Below are 18,745 nucleotides of genomic sequence, written 5' to 3'. Positions count from 1 at the left end.
AACATTTGGAAGTGACATTGGATAATCAACCACTCATCGATCCTTTCAAGGTTTCAATCCATAACAAATCAGAATATATATATTGGGGGATATTGGGCTTTCTGGAGGTGAGGAACAAAGAGGAGGGGCGTATTCAAACTGTTGTCGTTCAAAATACAAACCCGGAGTATAACGAGGATCCCTCAACTTCAACCAAACGACATTGGTATCTATATTACATAGATAAAGATGGGACAGTAACCAAAGAGCATGTTACCTATGAAAATCGGTCGTCCAATTATCTTGCCTTTAAATTGATTATGAAAAGTGATACATCCGGCTCTTCAATAGGATACTATTCGGATATTCTGAACCGTCATCCGAGCTTCTGGTTTCCTTTTGTTTATCCATATAGTTTTGCTATTGCGGGACTTCTGCTCATACTAATAGGGTCAAGCCATTTTTTCAGCCATTTGAACCGTATAAGAAAAGCTGCCCTAAACAAATAAAAAGAGGCATCTTCTCTAGATGCCCCGGTCGATATCAAGAATTTACGGATTACGTTGCCTGTTAGGTAAAAGGTTTTAGCTGTAGAGGGGATAGCGTAATGTACAGCAACCAGAGGCCTTTCATTCCGGGAAATGGCGAAAAACTTCCTTTTCAGATTCCCTGAAACGAACAGCGCCGGAAGCAAAACCTTTTTCCTTTACCGGATAGACTTTCTCTTCATGTCTCTTCACGCCTGCGTGGGGGTCTGACCACCCGCCGTGCAGCGCCAATGCGCGCCGGAAGAGACGCGCAAAGAACAGTCATCCCTCAGATGCCCTCACTTTTCAGTTGACAGATCAAAGTAGATTTCCATTTTCTCTGGTATGCCGCATCTCTTGAACAGTGTCTGAATGGTCTCATCCCTTTGCATTTCACAATTTGCCAGCAGCAAATGGATAGCGAATTGATGAGCTTCACGTTCATATTTGCTGGAGACGAAATAAGTGTTGCGGGTGAGAAAGTAATGGCTGAATCCTTGATGCAGGATCATATGCCCGAGTTCGTGCGCGCACACGAATCTCCGCTCCGTTTCCTCCTCCAGATTTTGATTGAGTACAATGAATTTCCGGCGAAGCACATGCTGGCAGTAGCCTTTGACACTCATAGGAAGATCCAGATAGACCACATGAATATTCAGCATCTTGGCTATGGTGAAAGGGCAGTTTGTTTGATATTTGCGAAACAGCTTTTTGGTCTGCCGCTGGATGTCCAAAATTCATCCCTCCTGAAGTAGCCGCCTCTTAGAGTTCTTTGTTGTTGCGGTTGTTCTTTTTCTCCCGGCTTTTTCGATTAACTTCTTTGTTCATCTTTTTGGCTTCCCAGAAGATCGTTTCCATGACCCCCAGCATTTTGGCGCGGTCTTCATCCGAAAATTCGATGCCGTCGAAATACAGGACGTCCGGACTTTGCAGCATTTTTTTTAGATCACGTTTGTCCTTGGATGTGGCCCATTCCGGGTAGGTTTTTAGGCCGGCTGCTGCCCCTTGCGGAGACGGGTCGTCTGTACGGCCCAGCAGATAGTCAGCGTTTGTCTGGAGAATGTCTGCGATTTTTTGCAGATCTGAGCTGGAGGGAGTTACCCTGCCGTTCTCAATATGTCCAAAATTAGAACGCCCCATCTTCAATTGTTCCGCGATTTCAAGCTGGGTTATTTGAAGTAATTTTCTGCGCTGTCTGATTCTTTCGCCAATCGACATCTTAGGACCGACCTCCCGTATGGAAAGGGTATTTTAAATACTTGACGGTATTTTTAATACCTTTTATAATCAAATTATCTTAATCCGTTGAGTGTACCGTTAGTTTACTCTGAAAAACATGGTAACGTCAATACCGTGAACAGAGGGGAACTCATTTTTTTATCCAAAAGGGTATTTAAATTACCTATCCTATCTATTCATCTATTATTTATACTTACATTTTAACTAAAGGTGGTTATCCTAATGGCTCCCATTTCCTATCCATTACCCGAATTAGACCGCAAGAAGACACAAGCAGCCGTCGAGGCGGCCCTGGAAAAGTACCGTATTTACAAGACTATCACATTTGAAGCCAGGGAGACTTCAATTACTTCCTCTTATACGGAACGTTTACACGGCCCTACTAACCGGATCAGTGACCAGACAGCGAATGTGGCCGTCTATAATGTGGACACTCCGGCTATGCGCAAAGAGTATTGTGAGCGGATTGATCAGGCGGTCAGCCGTCTTCATCCCAAGGAACAGCTGCTGATTCGCGAACGTTACCTGAAGCAGGATTATGTGTATGATTATGTGGTTTATAATCAGATATTTGACCCGCCCATTAGCGAGGGTACCTATGCAAAAATACGCTGGAAAGCTTTTTACAAGCTGGCTTTGGCTCTGGGCATCGGTGTAGAGAAAGAGAAGTGACAGCAGTATACGGGAAAAAGATTTTATTGTATAACTGATAATGTAATTCATTCAAAAAAAGCGGAAGGAGAATGTGAACATGGAATTCAAAGGAGGTTAATGGTGAATAGAAAACTTATTATGTTGATTATTGGCAGTTTACTCTTATTTTACTCTGGTCCCCCTTTACTTTCTATCATGAAGGAAAAACAGATTGAGTCCAGGTTGAATGAGAACTATAGCATTACCTCAATTATACCCACAAGTCCGGAATTTCAGATCGATTCTCATATATTTAAAATTGCAGAAGAGAACTCACATTTGGAAGTGAGATTGGATAATCAACCACTTATCGATCCTTTTAAGGTTTCAATCCATAACAAATCGGAATATAGGTATTGGGGGATATTGGGCTTTCTGGAGGTAAAGAACAAAGAAGAGGGACGTATACAAACCGTTGCCGTTCAAAATGCAAACACGGAGTATAACGAGGATCCCTCAATTTTAACCAAACGTCATTGGTATCTATATTACATAGATAAAGATGGGACAGTAACCAAAGAACTTGTTACTTATGAAGACCGATCTTCTAATCCTCTCGCCGTTAAATTGATTATGAAAAGCGGTACATCCGGCTCTGCAATAGGATATCATTCAGATATTTTGAACTTTCATCCGAGCTTCTGGTTTCCCTTTATTTATCCATATGGTTTGGCTTTTCTAAGTTTATTGTTCATTCTTATAGGATCAACCCACTTGATCCGGATAAGTAAAGCTGCCTCGAAAAATAAATAGCCTGCTGAGGAATTCATCAGGCTATTTTTGTCTCCATCTATTCTTCATATCATATTATTGAAGCGGGAAAAATAAGAAAAAATTGAGGAAGATGTGTGTGTCATTCGCCTTTCTACAGCTTATGATTATAACATGGAAATCAAATGAGACACACCAGAAAACACTCATGTATTCCGGAATAACCGGAACAAAACCATAAAGCTGGTCCCTTCCGTTTGGTTTCCATCTCTTGTTTTGACTTCCTCATATCCGGCGCGTGCGTTTCAGCAATTAACCTCGAACCCGCCTCTGATCGAATCGGGTTTATTAATTGCTGATGGCTAACATGTTAAGAAGTCCCATGAACATCCTTTTGATGCTCTGGGGCTTTTTTGTATGCCGTTTGATAGGGAACCAGGAGAAAGGAAGACAACATGAAAGCGTAAGGAGGTGAAACAAGCTATCCATGAAAGAGATTGGATAGTGATGGCATGAAAGCATGGATCGATGCCGTAATAGCTGCTCTGAGGGAACCATTTCCGGATGCAGGCCTGTATGACGAGAAAGTGAAGGACCCGTGGGAACCGGGTGATTTTTTTATTTCCCTTTCGGATTACAGGCAGGAGCGGCAGGTCGGGCTGCGGTTCAGGCAGCTTTTTACCGTGAAAATCCAATACAAACCCCAAAGCTGTGCAGATGCCTATGATACGGCACAAAAGCTTTCGGCCCATCTGGAATATATCCGTCTGGGCGAGTATACGGTCAGGCCGGGCCAGATGAGTATGGTCTTCAAGGATGATCAGGTCGAGGCCGTTTTGGTATTGGAAGTGTTCGTAACGAAGCCCGAAACGCCGGGAACGAAAATGAAACAATGGAAGCAGGAGGGAACTATCCGTGAGCAAAACGAAACAAGCCGTTAAGCCGGCTGTCTTCAGCAAGGCGCAATTCCTTGAGTCCAAACAATTTACGACAATGCAAAAACAACTTTTATCCGTTGTTTTGAAGGATGACGAAACTTATACATGCGAACAGGCCAAGCAGCTGATCGAGGATTTATTGAACAGGGAGGTACGTTAAATGGCAGGCGGAACATGGGATGCACAAAACAAAGTAAGACCGGGAGTCTATATCAATACAGCGACCAAGCAAAAAACACTGGGAGCCATGGGAGAAAGAGGAACCGCAGCTTTTCCTGCAAAACTGGGCTGGGGACCCGTCAAACAAATTCTAACCCTTCAGGCAGGGGAAGAAATCAAGGAGATTCTCGGATATGAACTGACGGACCCGGAGATGCTGCTGGTGAAAGAAGCGTTCAAACGGGCCAAAACCGTGAAACTGTACAGAGTAAACGAAGGAACGAAAGCCCAGGCTTCATTGGGGGATCTGACGGTACAGGCCGTATATCCGGGAAAACGCGGTAACAGTCTGTCCGTTTTCGTGGAAGCCAACATCGATGATACAGCCAAGACCGATATCCGAACTTATCTGGACGGCCGGGAAGTACACCGCCAAACCGTGGGCAAAGCGGGGGATTTGAAAGGAAATGCATGGGTTGAGTTCATAATGCCGGCTAAAGATGCGGCATTAACTCCGGCAGCAGCGGTCTTTTTAAAGGATGGCCAGGATGGAGAGGCCACCTATCAGGACTACATGGATTTTCTGAACGCTATCGATTCTCATGAGTTCCATACCCTTGCGCTGCCTTACGACAGCAAGGATAGCCAAACTTTAAAAACTTTGGTTGCCGCTCAAGTGAAACGGTGGAGAGACGGGGAAGGAAGGAAAATCCAGGCCGTGATGGCTAATTTTAAGGAAGCGGATGATGAAGGCATCATCAGTGTGAAGAACGGGGTGATCCTGGAAGACGGAACCAGACTGAATGCTGCTCAAGCTACGGTTTGGACGGCAGCCGCCACAGCTTCGGCAGGGGCGAACGAATCCCTCACCTTCCAGGCTTATGAAGGAGCTGTCGATGCGGATACAAGATACACTCATCAGGAAGTGGAACAAGCACTCCGCCAGGGAGAATTTTTATTTGTCGCTAACAACGGAAAAGCCGTGGTGGAGCAAGATATTAACACGTTCCAGACGGTAACGGCCAAGAAAGGAAAGCATTTTGCCAAAAACCGGGTCATCCGTACGCTGGACGGCCTTGCCAATGACAGCAAACGGGTGTACGAGCAGTATTATATCGGCCAGATGGACAATAACGCTGATGGAAGAAACCTGTTCAAAAAAGAACTGGTGCAATTGTTTGAATCCTACCAGCGTTTAAATGCCATTCAGGATTTTGACGCACAGAAAGATGTCAGCGTGGAGGCAGGTCAAGACTCAGACAGTATTGTGGTTCATATTCAGGTGCAGCCTGTGGATGCAATCGAAAAAATCTATATGCAAGTAGAGGTGGAGTAAGATGGACTACTTAATGGCTCGCGATACGATTTCCGGTCAGGAAGGCCGTGCTTTTGCCACGATTGAGGGGAAAGTTGAACCGATGTTTTATGCCAAAAATGTGGAGGCAACGGTCAAGAAGAACAAGGCGGAAGTGAAAACACTCGGAAGAAGGGTCGTGCAGCACAAAGCTGCCGGCTGGACAGGTGAAGGCAAAATGACAATTTATACCGTGACCTCCACCTTCCGTAAGATCATGCTGAATTACATGAAGAACGGGGTAGACACCTACTTCGATATTATGGTCGTCAACGATGATCCGGCTTCCAGTATAGGCAAGCAGACCGTTATTTTAAAAGGGGTCAATTTGGATGAGGTCGTTATGGCCAAACTGGATACGGAAAGCGATGTGCTGGAGGAAGAAGTCAGCTTTACGTTTGAAGATGTGGATCTGATGGATTCGTTTTCGGCCCCTAAAAATTAAGAAAAAAGGAGAATGAGGCATGAGTGATTTAAGTCTGTTCTATGCACAGAATGCGGAAGCGGGCATTATGGAGGAATTCGCTGTTTCGAACCGTTTCAAAACAAAAGACGGGAAACCGGTCCTGTGGAAAATCCGCTGCATGACGGAAGCAGAGAACGAGGAACACCGGAAAGCGGCCACGAAAAAAGTGAAGGCCAAAAACGGGACTTATCTGTCTGAAACCAACAGTGACCTGTACTTGGCCAAATTGGCAGTTGGCAGTGTAGTATATCCGGATTTGAAAGATGCTGAACTGCAAAAATCTTACGGTACCCTGGGGGCCGAAAACCTGCTGCGGGTTATGCTGCTTCCGGGCGAGTATGCCGCACTGATAGAGAAAGTCCAGCAGATTAACGGATTTGATAAGGATCTGAATGAGCTTAAAGAAGAAGTAAAAAACTAATTTTCGGGGGCGACGGGGAAGCGAATTACGCTTACTACGCCCTCCATGAACTCAATATCCTGCCGCACGAATTAGTCCGCATGTCACAGCGTGAAAAAGCCGTGATCTACGCGATGATTGACATCCGGATTCAGGAGGAAAAGAAGCAGCAGGCCAAGATGAAAAGAAAGTAAGGATCAAATCTCGTACGGATTTGGGATTGATCCATTCATCGAAATCATGGATTACTTTTGGGACAGCAGCCCCGTCCCTTTTGGAACCGGGGATTCAACCAGGGAGGGGGTTCTCCGGTTCTGAAGGCGGGCACTATGGACGCTATCGTTTTCAGGCAAAATATCTTTTGCCAGTACAGTTTAAAGGAGGTGGAACGGATGACAACAGTAGCAGCCAGCTTAAATCAATTTCATTCAATCTCCAATCAGACCTTTACGTCAATGAACAAAATTACGCAAGTCCTGCAGCAGAATGTGACGGTTCAGCAGAACTTCAATAAAGCTGTGGAGGAGGGGAACAAGAAAACCCTCTCCCTGGCGGATACGGTCAAAAAAATCGGCTTTAACCTGGAAAATGCCAAGAAGCTCGCCAAACTGGCGATTGGGGGAGCTGCCGAAGAACAGGGAATGAAGAATGCGTTCATAGCCAGAACAGGCAATCAGGATGCCGGTACTGCCATGTTTGATAAATTCAGGCAGGAGGCCGTGCAAACAGGAATGGATGTGAACGATTCCCTGTCCGGGACCCTGACGTTCTTTTCCAGTACGAAAGACAGCGGGCAGATCAGCAGGTTAAGCCAGCTTGCCAGACAAATGTCTGTTTTCGATACGGGAGGCAAGGGCATCCAGGGGGCGGCTGACGCCCTGAAGGAAGCGCTGAATGGAGATGCTTCTTCCCTGGCCAAAAGCTTCAATATTCCAAAAGCGGATTTGCAGGCATTCAAGATTGAGGATCTGGCGAAATCCGGGAACATCGAGGGGTTCATCACGGCTTTTGATCAGCTGCTTGAAAAGCAAGGGATGGGCAAGCAGGCCTTTGAAACGATGCTGGACAGCCCTGCTTTGAAATGGGAGGGGATTTTGAACAATCTGACGGCCAAATTCGCCATGGTCGGCCAAGGAGCCCTGACGGCATTGGCTCCTCTCCTGGATTTGTTCGGTAATGCGCTTCAGAACGGTACGTTTGAGCCCTTTTTCCAAATCTTCATGATCGGGTTGACCCTGATTGGCCAGGCATTGGCCTGGATTGCCAACAATGTGATTTGGCTTGCCGGCATCTTGCTTGAAAACTGGGTTCCTATTGCTTTCGGTCTGCTGCCCATCATCCTGGTCACGCTATGGTCAATGATCGCCCCCATTATGATGCAGGCGGGTGCATGGTTGATGGCCCAATGGCCCATTCTGCTTATTGGACTGGCTATCGGGTTGCTCATCTTTATCTTGATGCAGTGCTGGGTTACGACGGAACAAATCGTAGGCACGATCATGGGCAGCTTTTATGCCTTGTTTGCCTTTATTTATAACAGTGTCGCTTTATTATGGGATACCCTTGTCAGCTTCGGGGAGTTTTTTGCCAATCTGTTTGTGGACCCGGTCTATGCCATTCAAAAGCTGATCTATGATCTGGCCATGGTATTCGGCGGGTACATGATCAATATGCTGCGCAGTGTTGAAACGTTCGCCGGCGGATTCGTGAAATTGATGTTGTCAGCCGTAAATAAAGTGTTAAGCGGGATCAACTGGTTTGCAGAGAAGCTCAATAGTATTTTCGGTACCAGTTTTTCGACCATTACTTTACTGGATGCTGACAATATCCATATTCTTAGCGACTCGCTCCAAGGGGCCCTCAATTCGATACCGAAACCGGCTTCCAATAAACATGTAGCTGATTTCTCCAAATATAAAATGGGACAAAAAACGCTGGATGGAGCTTTCAGCAAGGGCTACAGCACGGGCTCCGATCTGGTGCAGCAGTTAGGGGACATGAAGCTGCCGGATCTGAAACCGGATATGGATGCTTTAGGAAAATGGGACGCCGGAAGCAAGAACCCGGCAATTCCTTCAGGCGGTTCAGGAGGAGCCAAGGTCCCGGGTCTGCCTTCTTTCGGATACAATACCGGTTCGATGCCGCAAATGCCCTCCATGCCGCAAATGCCTCAGATGCCGGCATCCCTGGAGAATGTGGGCAGTGTGGATAAAGTTGGATCGATCGAGGATCAGGTGGATATCTCAAGTGAAGACCTGAAGGTCATGCGGGAACTGGCGGAAATGAAGAGCATACAGAATTTCGTCTCCCTGACTCCAACGGTTCAAATGACTACCGGCGACATCAACAGCGGATATTCGATTGATACGATTATTGACCGGATTGAGAAAAAGCTGGAGGAAGAATTTATCACGGCTGCCCAGGGGGTGTATGCCTAATGCGGTCAGGAATTTGGCTCAGCTACAACAACCAGGAGGAAGGCTTCAAGCTGCCGGTCAACCCCGAGACGATCGAAGTAAAGAGTGGCGGGAATGGCAAGACATATAACGTGTTGGGACTTGGGGAAGTGAACGTGATTCAGGACCGGAAGCTGTCCGGGATTGAATTTGAAAGTCTTTTTCCCGCAGCGGACTATCCGTTTATAGAACAGGATGCCATTCTTCTGCAGCCCTCTCACTACATTGAATATATTGAAAAATGGTGGGCCACCAACAGGCCGATCCGTTTTGTTTATGTAGGGGATACGGTTGATATCAACCTGGCGGTCAGCATTGAAAATTTTGATTATAAAGAAAAAGCGGGTTCTCCCGGGGATATCGAATACAAGCTGTCTTTGAAGAAATATGTCTTTTATTCGGCAAACCGGGTCACGGTTACGTCCCCTTCAGAGGTAGAAGTCAAGCCCGAACGCGTGGATGAACGGATTACTCCCCCCACTTATAACATGAAGCCGGGAGATAATCTGTTCCGGGTATGCAAAAAGTACGGCTGTGAGCTGAAACAGGTGTTGAAGCTGAACAAGCTGACAGACGAACAGACCAAGAAATTAAAAGTCGGAACGATCATAAGGTTAAGGTGAGACCATGAAAGAGATTCTTCTCGATAATCGCAACGGGAATGTATGGGATATCTCGGAGCTTATTGTCAGCATGAGTTATAAAACGAGCCGGATCGGGAAACCGTCCGATCTCTCCCTCACCTGCCTGAAAAAAGGAATCTACCAAAGCCCGGCTTTCGGCTATAACAATGGGGACGTGATCCGTTTCAAGCTGGATGATGTGAATGTGTTCTACGGATATATTTTCAAAGTAAGCAGCGGTCCGGATGCAGAGGTGAAAATCACCGCTTATGATCAGATGAGATACCTGAATTATAACGATACTTACGTGTTCAAAAACACGTCTGCTACCGAGATAATCCGGCGTATTGCCAGTGATTTTCAGCTTTCAATCGGTACGCTTGCCGATACGGGATACAAGGTTCCCTCCCTGGTGGAGGACGATAAAAAACTGCTCGATATCATATGTAAGGCGCTTGATTCAACGCTGATTGCCACAACAAGAAATTACGTCTTTTACGACGACTTCGGCAAGCTTACGCTCCGCAACATAGAAGAGATGAAAGCGGATGTTATTCTGGGTGACTTCAGTTTAATGACGGATTACGACTATGAAAGATCGATCGACGGGGAAACCTATAACCGGATTAAACTCGTCCAGGATAATAAGGAGAGCAAGGCCCGGGACGTATATGTGGCTCAGGACAGTGCCAATATAGCAAGGTGGGGACGCCTTCAGCTGTTTAAAAAGATGGAGGACAAGATGAACAGTGCCCAAATCCAGGAGGTCCTGAACAATCTGATCGCCGTAAAAAACCGCGAACAACGGACGATTCAGGTCACGGCTATCGGAGATATCCGGCTAAGGGCGGGTTGTTTTGTGCCCATTGTCATCAAGGAACTGGGGATCAGACAATATTTCCTTGTCGATGAATGTACGCATAAATTTGAAGGCGGCGACCATACGATGACGTTAGATTTGAAGGTGATATAATGCTGAACATTATCAAGCAGGCTGCTCTTGGCGCTGTCGATACAAGCAACCCTGTATCTATCCTGTTTGGTGAAGTAACGAAAGCGAATCCTCTTGAAGTGAGTGTCGATCAGCGATTCTCTCTTTCAGAGGATTTTTTGATTGTCCCTGAGCATGTTACGGGATATCAGCCAACGGTAGAAGGCCAGACTATCCCCGTTCGTCAGGGGCTTAGAAAGGGTGACCGGGTGATTCTGCTTCGTGCCCAGGGCGGCCACAGTTTTGTCATTCTTGGAAAGGCGGTGTAGCCATGCTGCCGACCGGATACAGGATTCAAACAGAAAATGATGAACGGACCGTACAGCCAAGCCTTACGTACGATGTCAACCTGAAAGAAAAAAGGATCACCGGAAGAGTGGATGGACTGGAGGCTATCCGGCAGGCCGTGCACAAAATCCTGCACACGGAAAGGTATGAGCATCTGATCTACAGTCCCGATTATGGAAGTGAACTGACAGGGTTAATCGGCCAGGCCCCCCTTTATGTACAGTCCGAGCTTAAGCGCAGAATTTCCGAAGCTCTATTGCAGGATGACCGTATTGAAGAAGTCGGCGAATTCCGTTTTTCCGCTTCGGAGGACCGGGTTCTTGTTTCTTTCACGGTGACCAGTCTGTTCGGAAAATGGGATGAGCATAAGGAGGTGAAGCAGGATGTACGAACATCAGACCTATGACAAGATTTTGCAGCGGATGCTGGAGCGGGTGCCCGGTGATTTGGACAAAAGGGAAGGCAGTATCATCTGCGATGCCCTGGCGCCTTTAGCGTTTTCTTTGGCTGAAGCCTATGCCGATCTGGATCTGAACTGGAACCTGTCTTCGGCCAGTACGGCCTCCGGGGAATATTTGGACCGGAATGTGGCGGACTTCGGCCTTACCCGGAAACCGGCTACCTATGCAAAGAGAAAAGGCGTGTTTCTGGACAAGGACGGCTTGCCGAAGGAAGTTCCTTTACAGAGCCGTTTTTCCGCAGAGAATGCCGGATTTAAAGTTGTGGAAAGATTGGGCCCCGGAGAATATGTCATGGAATGTGAGGCAGCAGGTGAGGTTGGCAACAAGCATTTCGGCAAGCTGCTGCCTGTTGAATATATCGGGGGGCTGGCGTTTGCGCAGCTGGCAGATGTTTTGGTCCCTGCCGAAAATGAAGAGGAGGATGAACACCTCCGCCAGCGTTATTTCGAACAATTGAACGAAAAGCCGTTCGGGGGAAATATCACGGATTATCAGCGTAAAGTCAAGTCTATCGGCGGTGTAGGAGGAGTGAAAGTATTTCCGTCCTGGAAGGGCGGCGGCACGGTCAAGTGCACCATTATCGCGAGTGACTATACACCTCCGTCGGCCCAACTGGTGGAAGATATTCAGACGGAGATTGACCTGGTGGAGAATACCGGAAAGGGCATTGGCTGGGCCCCCATTGGACATGCCGTAACCATTGCTCCGGTTCACCCCGTTACAATCGAGGTGAGTACGACCCTGGTATTGAACCGGGGAGTTACCGTGGGACAAATCCGGGAGGAACTGGACAGCGTAGTATCCGAGTATTTGCTTGCTTTGCGGAAAGACTGGGAAATTGAGGACAAGCTTATTGTCCGGGTGAGCCAGCTGGAGGCGCGTATCCTGACCGTAAGCGGCGTAGCAGACATAGCGGGAACACAGCTGAACGGAGCTGCCGGCAATCTGGAACTTGGCAGCGAGGAAGTACCGGTATTTGGAGGTGTTCACGTTGGATAGATGGATGGGGCTGATGCCTGATTATTACCGGGATATCCGGGAATTCGAGGAACTTATGAAGACTTTAGGCGAAGAAGCCAGGCTGCTGGAGATCGAAAAGGAACGACTCCTAAACAACCAGTTCGTGCTGTCTTCGGATGAGGGAGCGATTAAGCGGAGGGAGACGGAACTGGGCATCCAGTCCGATCCCAAACAAGAAAGCCTCGATTTCCGGAAAAAGCGGATTATTAACCGCTATTCCACCAAGCCTCCTTTCACCATCCGGTATCTGCAGGAACGGCTGGATTATCTAATAGGGCGAGGACGTGCCAATGCCAGTGTAGATCCGCAGGACTTTGTGTTAAAAGTCAGGACAAAAATCAATGATGCTTCCGTATTCCGCGAAGTCGAGCATACCGTTCATTCCATCAAGCCGGCTAACCTCGTTTATCATCAGGAAACTTCCCTGCAGGACGGGATAGGGATCGTCGAGCATATTTATATGACTCCCATCCGCCGCTTGACCAAGCTGGGTTCCTGGAAGGTTGGACGGACCCCATTTGCGGAGAGAGGGAAGGAGGTACTAGTAAAATGATCATTTCTTCGTTTATCCAAGAAGTGGCGGACTATGCCCGTGACAAGATCGCTACCGTATATCTCAATTCCTCCTACCAGGTGGAACAAGTACAAAAAACATTCACAGGCAACACCGTCAACCTTGAATACATCGTCCCGAAAGGGGCGATGGACAACATCAGCCTGATTGAATTGAAAACATCTGATGATCAGCTGATTAGCAGGAACGAAGTATTCATTCCAATCACTTCAGATACCGTGATCAAACAAACTTTATTCGTGGAGGAGGTGTGATTCTTGGCCTATATACCTAAGACAGACTGGAAGCTGGAAGATACGGTAACAGAAAGAGACTTCAACCGGATTGAAGGCGGGATCAAGGAAGCTTTGGCTGCGGTTAATCTCGTGGACCAGAAAGATGCTGAGACATTGAATGAAGCTAAACAATATACAGACCAGAAGGTAGACAATATCGAAGTCCCCGTCAAATCCGTAAACGACAAAACGGGGGATGTGGTGCTTGCTGCGTCTGATATCCAAACCGGAAGTGGCAAAGATGTTGAAACTACGATAAACGAGCTTTTTACCTCTGTCAGTGATGGGAAAGAACAAGTTGCTAAGGCCATTACTGACCAGGGAGTGTCCGCAACCAAGGAGGACGCATTTAAAGACTTAGCAACAAAAATCCGGAGCATTGATAACGGCAATATTCCGATATATGTACAGCCTACAGAGCCAATCAAGAAAACGGGGTTTTGGATACAGGATGAGCAAAATGAAATTGAACATGTTGTGTATACAAATGCTTTTTCCGAAGGTACTGGATGGGCAGCAGGCGCAGACATGCCAACAGCGAGGGATGATCTAACTTCAAGCGCAGTAGGAGATAAAATTTATGTAATAGGTGGGTTTGGTGGTAGGGACAAACTAGAGATCTACGACACCACCACAAACACATGGACAGCAGGAGCAGACATGCCAACGGCGAGGAGCGGTCTAACTTCAAACGCAGTAGGAGATAAAATTTATGTAATAGGCGGGAGTGGTTCTAGCAAAGTAGAGATCTACGATACAGCCACAAACACATGGACAGCAGGAGCAGACATGCCAACGGCGAGGAGCGGTCTAACTTCAAACGCAGTAGGAGATAAAATTTATGTAATAGGTGGGTTTGATGGTAGTTTCCTTAGTAATCTTGAGATCTACGATACAGCCACAAACACTTGGACAATAGGAGCAGACATGCCAACAGCGAGGGATGATCTAACTTCAAGCGCAGTAGGGGATAAAATCTACGTTATAGGTGGGTATGGTGGTAGATACCTCAAAAAACTAGAAATCTACGACACCACCACAAACACTTGGACAGCAGGAGCAGACATGCCAACGGCGAGGAGCGATCTAACTTCAAGCGCAGTAGGAGATAAAATTTATGTAATAGGTGGGTTTGATGGTAGTTTCCTTAGTAATCTTGAGATCTACGATACAGCCGTATGGTCAACAGGCGCAAGCATGCCAACGGCAAGGTCTGATCTAACCTCAAGTGCAGTAGGGGATAAAATCTATGTTATAGGTGGTTGGGATGGTAATAGTCATCTAAGCAAACTAGAGATCTACGACACCACCACAAACACATGGGCAACAGGAGCAAATATGCCAACGGCAAGAAGATTACTAACCTCAAGCGCAGTTGGAGATAAGATCTATGTAATAGGTGGGGTGTTAGGTGGGTATGTTGGTAACTATCTAAGCAAACTAGAGATCTACGACACCACCACAAACACATGGACATCGGGTAAAGACATGCCAACGGCAAGGGGATTTCTAACCTCAAGTGCAGTTGGAGATAAGATCTATGTAATAGGTGGGTATGATGGTAGTAACAGTCTAAGCAAACTGGAAATCTACGACACAACCACAAACACTTGGACAGCAGGCGCAGACATGCCAACGGCAAGGAGCTATCTAACCTCAAGCGCAGTAGGGGATAAAATCTACGTTATAGGCGGGAGTGGTGGCGACCTTATTAGCAAACTAGAGATCTACGATACAGCCACAAACACTTGGAAAGTGGGAACAAGCATGCCAACGGCAAGGAGTTCTCTAACTTCAAGCGCAGTGGGGGATAAAATCTATGTAATAGACGGGTATGATGGTAGCTACCTCAACAAACTAGAGATTTATAGTATTACATCGGATCGATTTCCTTCTAACTCCTTGGTATTTGAAAACGGAACAGCGAAAGATGTAAGCATACCTAATAAAACAAAATTAGGCATTAAGTACAGCCAACGGATACAATTTAATTCTGCCTATTACTATAACAAATTAGCCGAATTGGTCTATAAGCCCATGTATTTTGGCAATGGTCAAAAGTGGACAAAAATTCTTAACTAGGAGGATGTAAGCATGGAATATACCATTTGGGACAAAAAAGAAAGCATCAACGGAGTTCCTGCAAATAAGGTGTTAGAATCTAATCCGCATTGGGAGGATGCAGACCTGATTCTTATTACCGAAAACGGCAGGATCACGCGAATTGAAGACATCCAAATCATTAATGCTAACGCTGGCGGCAACCTTTTTGAAGAGAACGACAGCTTGGAGGTAAAAGCACAAAAAGTGTTTGAACACATTGTAAAAGAGCGTGAGGAGCAGGAGAATGCCGAAGCCCATCCAGATTCTCCAGTGCCTGAGCAGCGAATCAGTGACCTGGAAGAAGCTTTGAATAAGCAAAAGGAAGATATGGATAAAGCCATTATGGAGCTAACACTAGCATTGGGAGGTAAGAAAGATGTTTAATGAAGTCAGTATCTGTGTGGACGTTTGGTGCAGAGCGGTGGTTGCTGGAGTATATCCATACAGCGAAGTCCCTGACCTGTACAATCTCCGGGAAATAGTCGGCAAGAAGCTTGGGAAAATGGAAGAAGAATCAGAATCAGTTAGCGCCAAATAATAAGGCGTTATTTTTATGCTCAAAAACAGGAGGATAACATGGAGAAAGTATTAAAGCCGGCTGTAGCGGCGGGAGGAGGGGCGGTTTCTTATTTGTTTGGAGGGTGGGGGGCAGCGCTGGATATTTTACTATTTTGCGTCATTGTAGATTACATTACCGGAATGATATCGGCCTTTCTGGAAGGAACTCTGGTAAGCAAAGCCGGATATATCGGCATCGCCCGTAAAATCACGATCTTTATCCTGGTGGTTATTTCCCACAAAATTGATATTTATCTGGGACAATCCCCGTTTCTCCGTGATGCGGTCGTCATCTTTTATATCTTCAATGAAATGGTAAGTATACTGGAAAATTGCGGGCGGATCGGTGTGCCTATTCCTCCGTTTCTGAAAGAAGCTATAGCCGTGTTGAAAGGAAAATCCGAAAAGGAAAAGGGGGATAAGCATTGAATGGAAACCAATACTCCATCACCCAAGACTATATCCGCATCCGGGACAATACAAGGCCGGGCTCCAAATTAAGGGGTCCGGTCTTTCTTGTAGCCCATGATACCGGGAATCCCGGGTCAACGGCCCGAAATAACCGAAATTATTTCAATACGATGACAGAACGCAGCGCATCTGCTCACGTCTTTATCGACGATACAGAGATCCTGGAGATTATCCCGCTTAATGAAAAAGCATGGCACGTGCGCTACGATGTTCCGACAGACAAACGGTTATACGGATGCAGCGCAAATGATGCGGCGGTCGGAGTTGAACTGTGCTATGGCGGACACATCCATTTTGAGAAGGCCTACCGTCGGTACGTGTGGTATTTTGCTTACCTGTGCAGGAAATTTGACTTAAACCCGCGCAAGCATATAGTCAGCCACAAAACGCTTGATCCCGGCCGCAAGGTGGACCCGGATTCGGCACTTGCAACAGGCGGGAAGACGTTCGAACAATTTATAAATGATGTATGTGTTGAAATGGAGAACAAGAATACCAATCTAATCAGGGAAACGGAGTGGTGGGGCATGAAGATGAATTTGCCATTGGAAACATGGAGACAGCTTGCCGGGGAACTGAACCGGATGTATCATGAATCTGTTGATGGCAAGATTGTTCCTCCGGTGCTAAACGACTATACATTAGTGGAGAAAGCCTACGGCTGTGAGATGACCCCGGAGGAACTCCTGACTATTATGTCGATTATCCGGATGAGGCAAATTTGCTAGATTCCAAAGAAAAAAAGGCATTATCCCAGGCAGACATGTCCCTACAGGAAACTGCGGGATAATGCCCTTATCCAATTCTTTCATTCTCTCTTTTCTTCTCTCTACAGCTTATAAAAATACGCTGATCCGGTTTTTTTTCTTTGTTTCAGCTAATTAGGTTCAGATCCCATTTTTCAAAAGGCAGGATTCAGCAACTTCATAAAATTTTCTCTCAAAGCTATTTCAGGTATTTCCATGCCCAAGGTGCTGCCTCCGGATTATCATGAGGATTTGCCCATCCTATACACAGGTATGCTTTCCCGTTATAACCAACTCTTTCTCCTGCATTGTAACTTTTACTTTCATCATATTTAGGGTAGCTGTACGTTGGAATTGGTTTAAACGGATCTTTACTTCCGTCTTCCGATATGAATGTTACAAATGCTTTACTGTAATCCCCCTCTTGGGTGCCGGGATGTACCCAACTATTATCATTAGAGTCTCTGTTTATACTCCACATGGACAAAAATGGAATCCCGACACTATTGGCGAAATCAATTGTCGCCTGAACATCTTTTAATGTGAACGGATGACCTTGATCATCTTGTGCGGTCATGGATGTAATCCCCATAAGATTCCAAATGTCAGCATCTGTTTTGTCATATCCATATTTTTGATAAAGGTCTTTTAATGTCGTATGGGTACTGCGTAATGCTTTTATTGTTGTTTCCACTAATGATTCATTGATCTCTCCGTAATCAAAAGCCATAAAATTAAGACGGGATATATCTACCCCTTCTTTAATTGCCGGTTCGATAATGGCAACTTCCTTCGGTTCAATTCCGCTCTTTCCTAAAGCCAGAGTATAAGAAACGGACAGAGGCTGTCCTTCAGATTGTAATTCTTTTTTTAATTGTTTAATCACTTTTGCCCGATTTTCATGACCTTTTTTATCCGGAGTCAGATTTCCCTCAATATCAAAATCAAGATGTGTAAAGCCATAAGCGGTAAGAAATTCTTTATATTCCTTTACGGCATCTTCTGCACTTTTCACGGTTTCGGGGAGCATGGTTGCTCCGGCACCGCCCACTGCAATTCCTAAATCTTTTCCTTGCTCACGTAATCTTCGGATATCATCGAAAATCATATCCCTGCCGTTTGGTTGTAAAACGTCAACAGGTTTATTGCTTCCGCTCCAGACTAATTCATCCGTTTGCGGATTCGTAACCAGAAAACCCAGAAAAGCCTCTTGAGTCCCTGTTTTCGTCATGTAATCATACATCAATAAAGGGTTTTGAGGATATGCCCCCACATCAAAATACGGTACATACTGTTTAATTCCCCAATTTTCGTACCCGTATCCTGCTTGAATTTGCGAAAAATCCCATGCTTTGGATGACTGCCCGTACACAGCGGATTGTGTCTGATGATCATGAATAGAACCAGCCGTCACCGGGGGGAGTGCACTTCCCAGCATGACTCCGGCAACTGCTAACGAAGTGATTGTCATGAAGCATTTTTTCTTTTTCATCATCATCCTCCTGTTTTCTTCTAAGGTTGTGAAAAAAATAACATGTAAGTGGACAACAACTAAACTTCACGCCCATTACGGGGATTTTTAATTTAGCTCATTAGAACCACCTCCTGATTATTTATTTGGTAACGTTTTCATATTAACATTTATTTTAGTGAACAAAAGGGGAAAAATGTTACTATTTTGTGGAATTTTATTCCTCTGATTATCCGGCTTTT

Annotated in this window: 23 protein-coding genes and 1 pseudogene; 21 read left to right on the top strand and 3 right to left on the bottom strand. The window is 45.9% G+C overall.

What is annotated here, in order from left to right:
• The first annotated feature begins 11 nt into the window (after positions 1 to 11).
• Complete coding sequence (locus tag BXP28_RS12705) at positions 12 to 488, top strand: hypothetical protein (protein WP_036655196.1); 477 nt, start codon at positions 12 to 14, stop codon at positions 486 to 488.
• Between the two features lie 317 nt (positions 489 to 805).
• Here the strand turns inward: BXP28_RS12705 and BXP28_RS12700 are convergent, their stop codons facing one another.
• Together BXP28_RS12700 and BXP28_RS12695 are read right to left on the bottom strand one after the other, a co-directional pair.
• Entirely contained in the window at positions 806 to 1,240 is a 435-nt protein-coding gene (locus BXP28_RS12700) for an ImmA/IrrE family metallo-endopeptidase (RefSeq protein WP_036655194.1), read from the bottom strand.
• A gap of 28 nt (positions 1,241 to 1,268) precedes the next feature.
• Positions 1,269 to 1,724: a helix-turn-helix domain-containing protein gene (locus tag BXP28_RS12695; RefSeq protein WP_023482426.1), complete on the bottom strand. Its 456-nt coding sequence runs from the start codon at positions 1,722 to 1,724 to the stop codon at positions 1,269 to 1,271.
• Between the two features lie 243 nt (positions 1,725 to 1,967).
• On the opposite strand from BXP28_RS12695, the gene BXP28_RS12690 reads away from it, so the two are divergent.
• The 20 genes and pseudogenes from BXP28_RS12690 to BXP28_RS12600 form a co-directional block, all read left to right on the top strand.
• Entirely contained in the window at positions 1,968 to 2,417 is a 450-nt protein-coding gene (locus tag BXP28_RS12690) for an ArpU family phage packaging/lysis transcriptional regulator (protein WP_023482427.1), read from the top strand.
• A gap of 102 nt (positions 2,418 to 2,519) precedes the next feature.
• A complete protein-coding gene (locus BXP28_RS12685; RefSeq protein ID WP_036655191.1) occupies positions 2,520 to 3,191 on the top strand; it encodes a hypothetical protein in 672 nt (223 codons plus the stop codon).
• Between the two features lie 470 nt (positions 3,192 to 3,661).
• Positions 3,662 to 4,090: a phage tail terminator family protein gene (locus BXP28_RS12680; protein ID WP_023482429.1), complete on the top strand. Its 429-nt coding sequence runs from the start codon at positions 3,662 to 3,664 to the stop codon at positions 4,088 to 4,090.
• Entirely contained in the window at positions 4,065 to 4,247 is a 183-nt protein-coding gene (locus tag BXP28_RS12675) for a hypothetical protein (RefSeq protein WP_036655187.1), read from the top strand. Before BXP28_RS12680 ends, BXP28_RS12675 begins: the two co-directional genes overlap by 26 nt.
• Complete coding sequence (locus BXP28_RS12670; RefSeq protein WP_023482430.1) at positions 4,248 to 5,582, top strand: phage tail sheath family protein; 1,335 nt, start codon at positions 4,248 to 4,250, stop codon at positions 5,580 to 5,582.
• Between the two features lies 1 nt (position 5,583).
• Positions 5,584 to 6,045 (top strand): phage tail tube protein, encoded by a 462-nt coding sequence (locus BXP28_RS12665; RefSeq protein WP_036655185.1) that lies wholly within the window; start codon positions 5,584 to 5,586, stop codon positions 6,043 to 6,045.
• 19 nt (positions 6,046 to 6,064) lie between these two features.
• Positions 6,065 to 6,487, top strand: a complete 423-nt coding sequence (locus BXP28_RS12660) for a phage tail assembly chaperone (RefSeq protein WP_023482432.1) — start codon at positions 6,065 to 6,067, stop codon at positions 6,485 to 6,487.
• A 371-nt stretch (positions 6,488 to 6,858) separates the two neighbouring features.
• A complete protein-coding gene (locus BXP28_RS12655; RefSeq protein ID WP_036655183.1) occupies positions 6,859 to 8,904 on the top strand; it encodes a hypothetical protein in 2,046 nt (681 codons plus the stop codon).
• Entirely contained in the window at positions 8,904 to 9,545 is a 642-nt protein-coding gene (locus tag BXP28_RS12650; protein WP_023482434.1) for a LysM peptidoglycan-binding domain-containing protein, read from the top strand. Before BXP28_RS12655 ends, BXP28_RS12650 begins: the two co-directional genes overlap by 1 nt.
• Before the next feature lie 4 nt (positions 9,546 to 9,549).
• A complete protein-coding gene (locus BXP28_RS12645) occupies positions 9,550 to 10,518 on the top strand; it encodes an XkdQ/YqbQ family protein (RefSeq protein WP_023482435.1) in 969 nt (322 codons plus the stop codon).
• A complete protein-coding gene (locus BXP28_RS12640) occupies positions 10,518 to 10,805 on the top strand; it encodes a DUF2577 domain-containing protein (RefSeq protein ID WP_023482436.1) in 288 nt (95 codons plus the stop codon). Before BXP28_RS12645 ends, BXP28_RS12640 begins: the two co-directional genes overlap by 1 nt.
• A gap of 2 nt (positions 10,806 to 10,807) precedes the next feature.
• Positions 10,808 to 11,230: a DUF2634 domain-containing protein gene (locus BXP28_RS12635; protein WP_023482437.1), complete on the top strand. Its 423-nt coding sequence runs from the start codon at positions 10,808 to 10,810 to the stop codon at positions 11,228 to 11,230.
• The gene (locus tag BXP28_RS12630; protein WP_036655181.1) at positions 11,208 to 12,284 is read left to right on the top strand and encodes a baseplate J/gp47 family protein; all 1,077 of its coding nucleotides are present in this window, start codon (positions 11,208 to 11,210) and stop codon (positions 12,282 to 12,284) included. The genes BXP28_RS12635 and BXP28_RS12630 overlap by 23 nt, the downstream gene beginning before the upstream one ends.
• Complete coding sequence (locus tag BXP28_RS12625; protein ID WP_235430670.1) at positions 12,277 to 12,858, top strand: putative phage tail protein; 582 nt, start codon at positions 12,277 to 12,279, stop codon at positions 12,856 to 12,858. Before BXP28_RS12630 ends, BXP28_RS12625 begins: the two co-directional genes overlap by 8 nt.
• Positions 12,855 to 13,133 (top strand): hypothetical protein, encoded by a 279-nt coding sequence (locus BXP28_RS12620; RefSeq protein ID WP_036655179.1) that lies wholly within the window; start codon positions 12,855 to 12,857, stop codon positions 13,131 to 13,133. Before BXP28_RS12625 ends, BXP28_RS12620 begins: the two co-directional genes overlap by 4 nt.
• A 3-nt stretch (positions 13,134 to 13,136) precedes the next feature.
• A complete protein-coding gene (locus BXP28_RS12615) occupies positions 13,137 to 15,236 on the top strand; it encodes a Kelch repeat-containing protein (protein WP_051427929.1) in 2,100 nt (699 codons plus the stop codon).
• Positions 15,237 to 15,248: 12 nt separating this feature from the next.
• Positions 15,249 to 15,641 (top strand): hypothetical protein, encoded by a 393-nt coding sequence (locus tag BXP28_RS12610; protein WP_023484501.1) that lies wholly within the window; start codon positions 15,249 to 15,251, stop codon positions 15,639 to 15,641.
• Positions 15,634 to 15,795, top strand: coding sequence for a hypothetical protein (locus BXP28_RS23310; protein WP_167552506.1), 162 nt, complete (start codon positions 15,634 to 15,636; stop codon positions 15,793 to 15,795). Before BXP28_RS12610 ends, BXP28_RS23310 begins: the two co-directional genes overlap by 8 nt.
• Positions 15,796 to 15,833: 38 nt before the next feature.
• On the top strand, positions 15,834 to 16,244 hold the full coding sequence (locus tag BXP28_RS12605; RefSeq protein WP_023484502.1) for a phage holin family protein: 411 nt from the start codon (positions 15,834 to 15,836) through the stop codon (positions 16,242 to 16,244).
• Positions 16,241 to 16,756 (top strand): annotated as a pseudogene (locus tag BXP28_RS12600) (peptidoglycan recognition protein family protein); the annotation flags it as partial. The gene BXP28_RS12605 and the pseudogene BXP28_RS12600, both read left to right, overlap by 4 nt.
• Before the next feature lie 475 nt (positions 16,757 to 17,231).
• On the opposite strand, the gene BXP28_RS12595 reads toward BXP28_RS12600, so the two are convergent.
• Positions 17,232 to 18,524 (bottom strand): glycosyl hydrolase family 18 protein, encoded by a 1,293-nt coding sequence (locus BXP28_RS12595; RefSeq protein ID WP_167552505.1) that lies wholly within the window; start codon positions 18,522 to 18,524, stop codon positions 17,232 to 17,234.
• Positions 18,525 to 18,745 lie beyond the last annotated feature (221 nt).

This window comes from Paenibacillus larvae subsp. larvae (genome assembly GCF_002003265.1).
Taxonomy (GTDB): domain Bacteria; phylum Bacillota; class Bacilli; order Paenibacillales; family NBRC-103111; genus Paenibacillus_H; species Paenibacillus_H larvae.
Note: the sequence above shows the minus strand (reverse complement) of the source record. Positions and strands in the feature narration are given on the sequence as shown.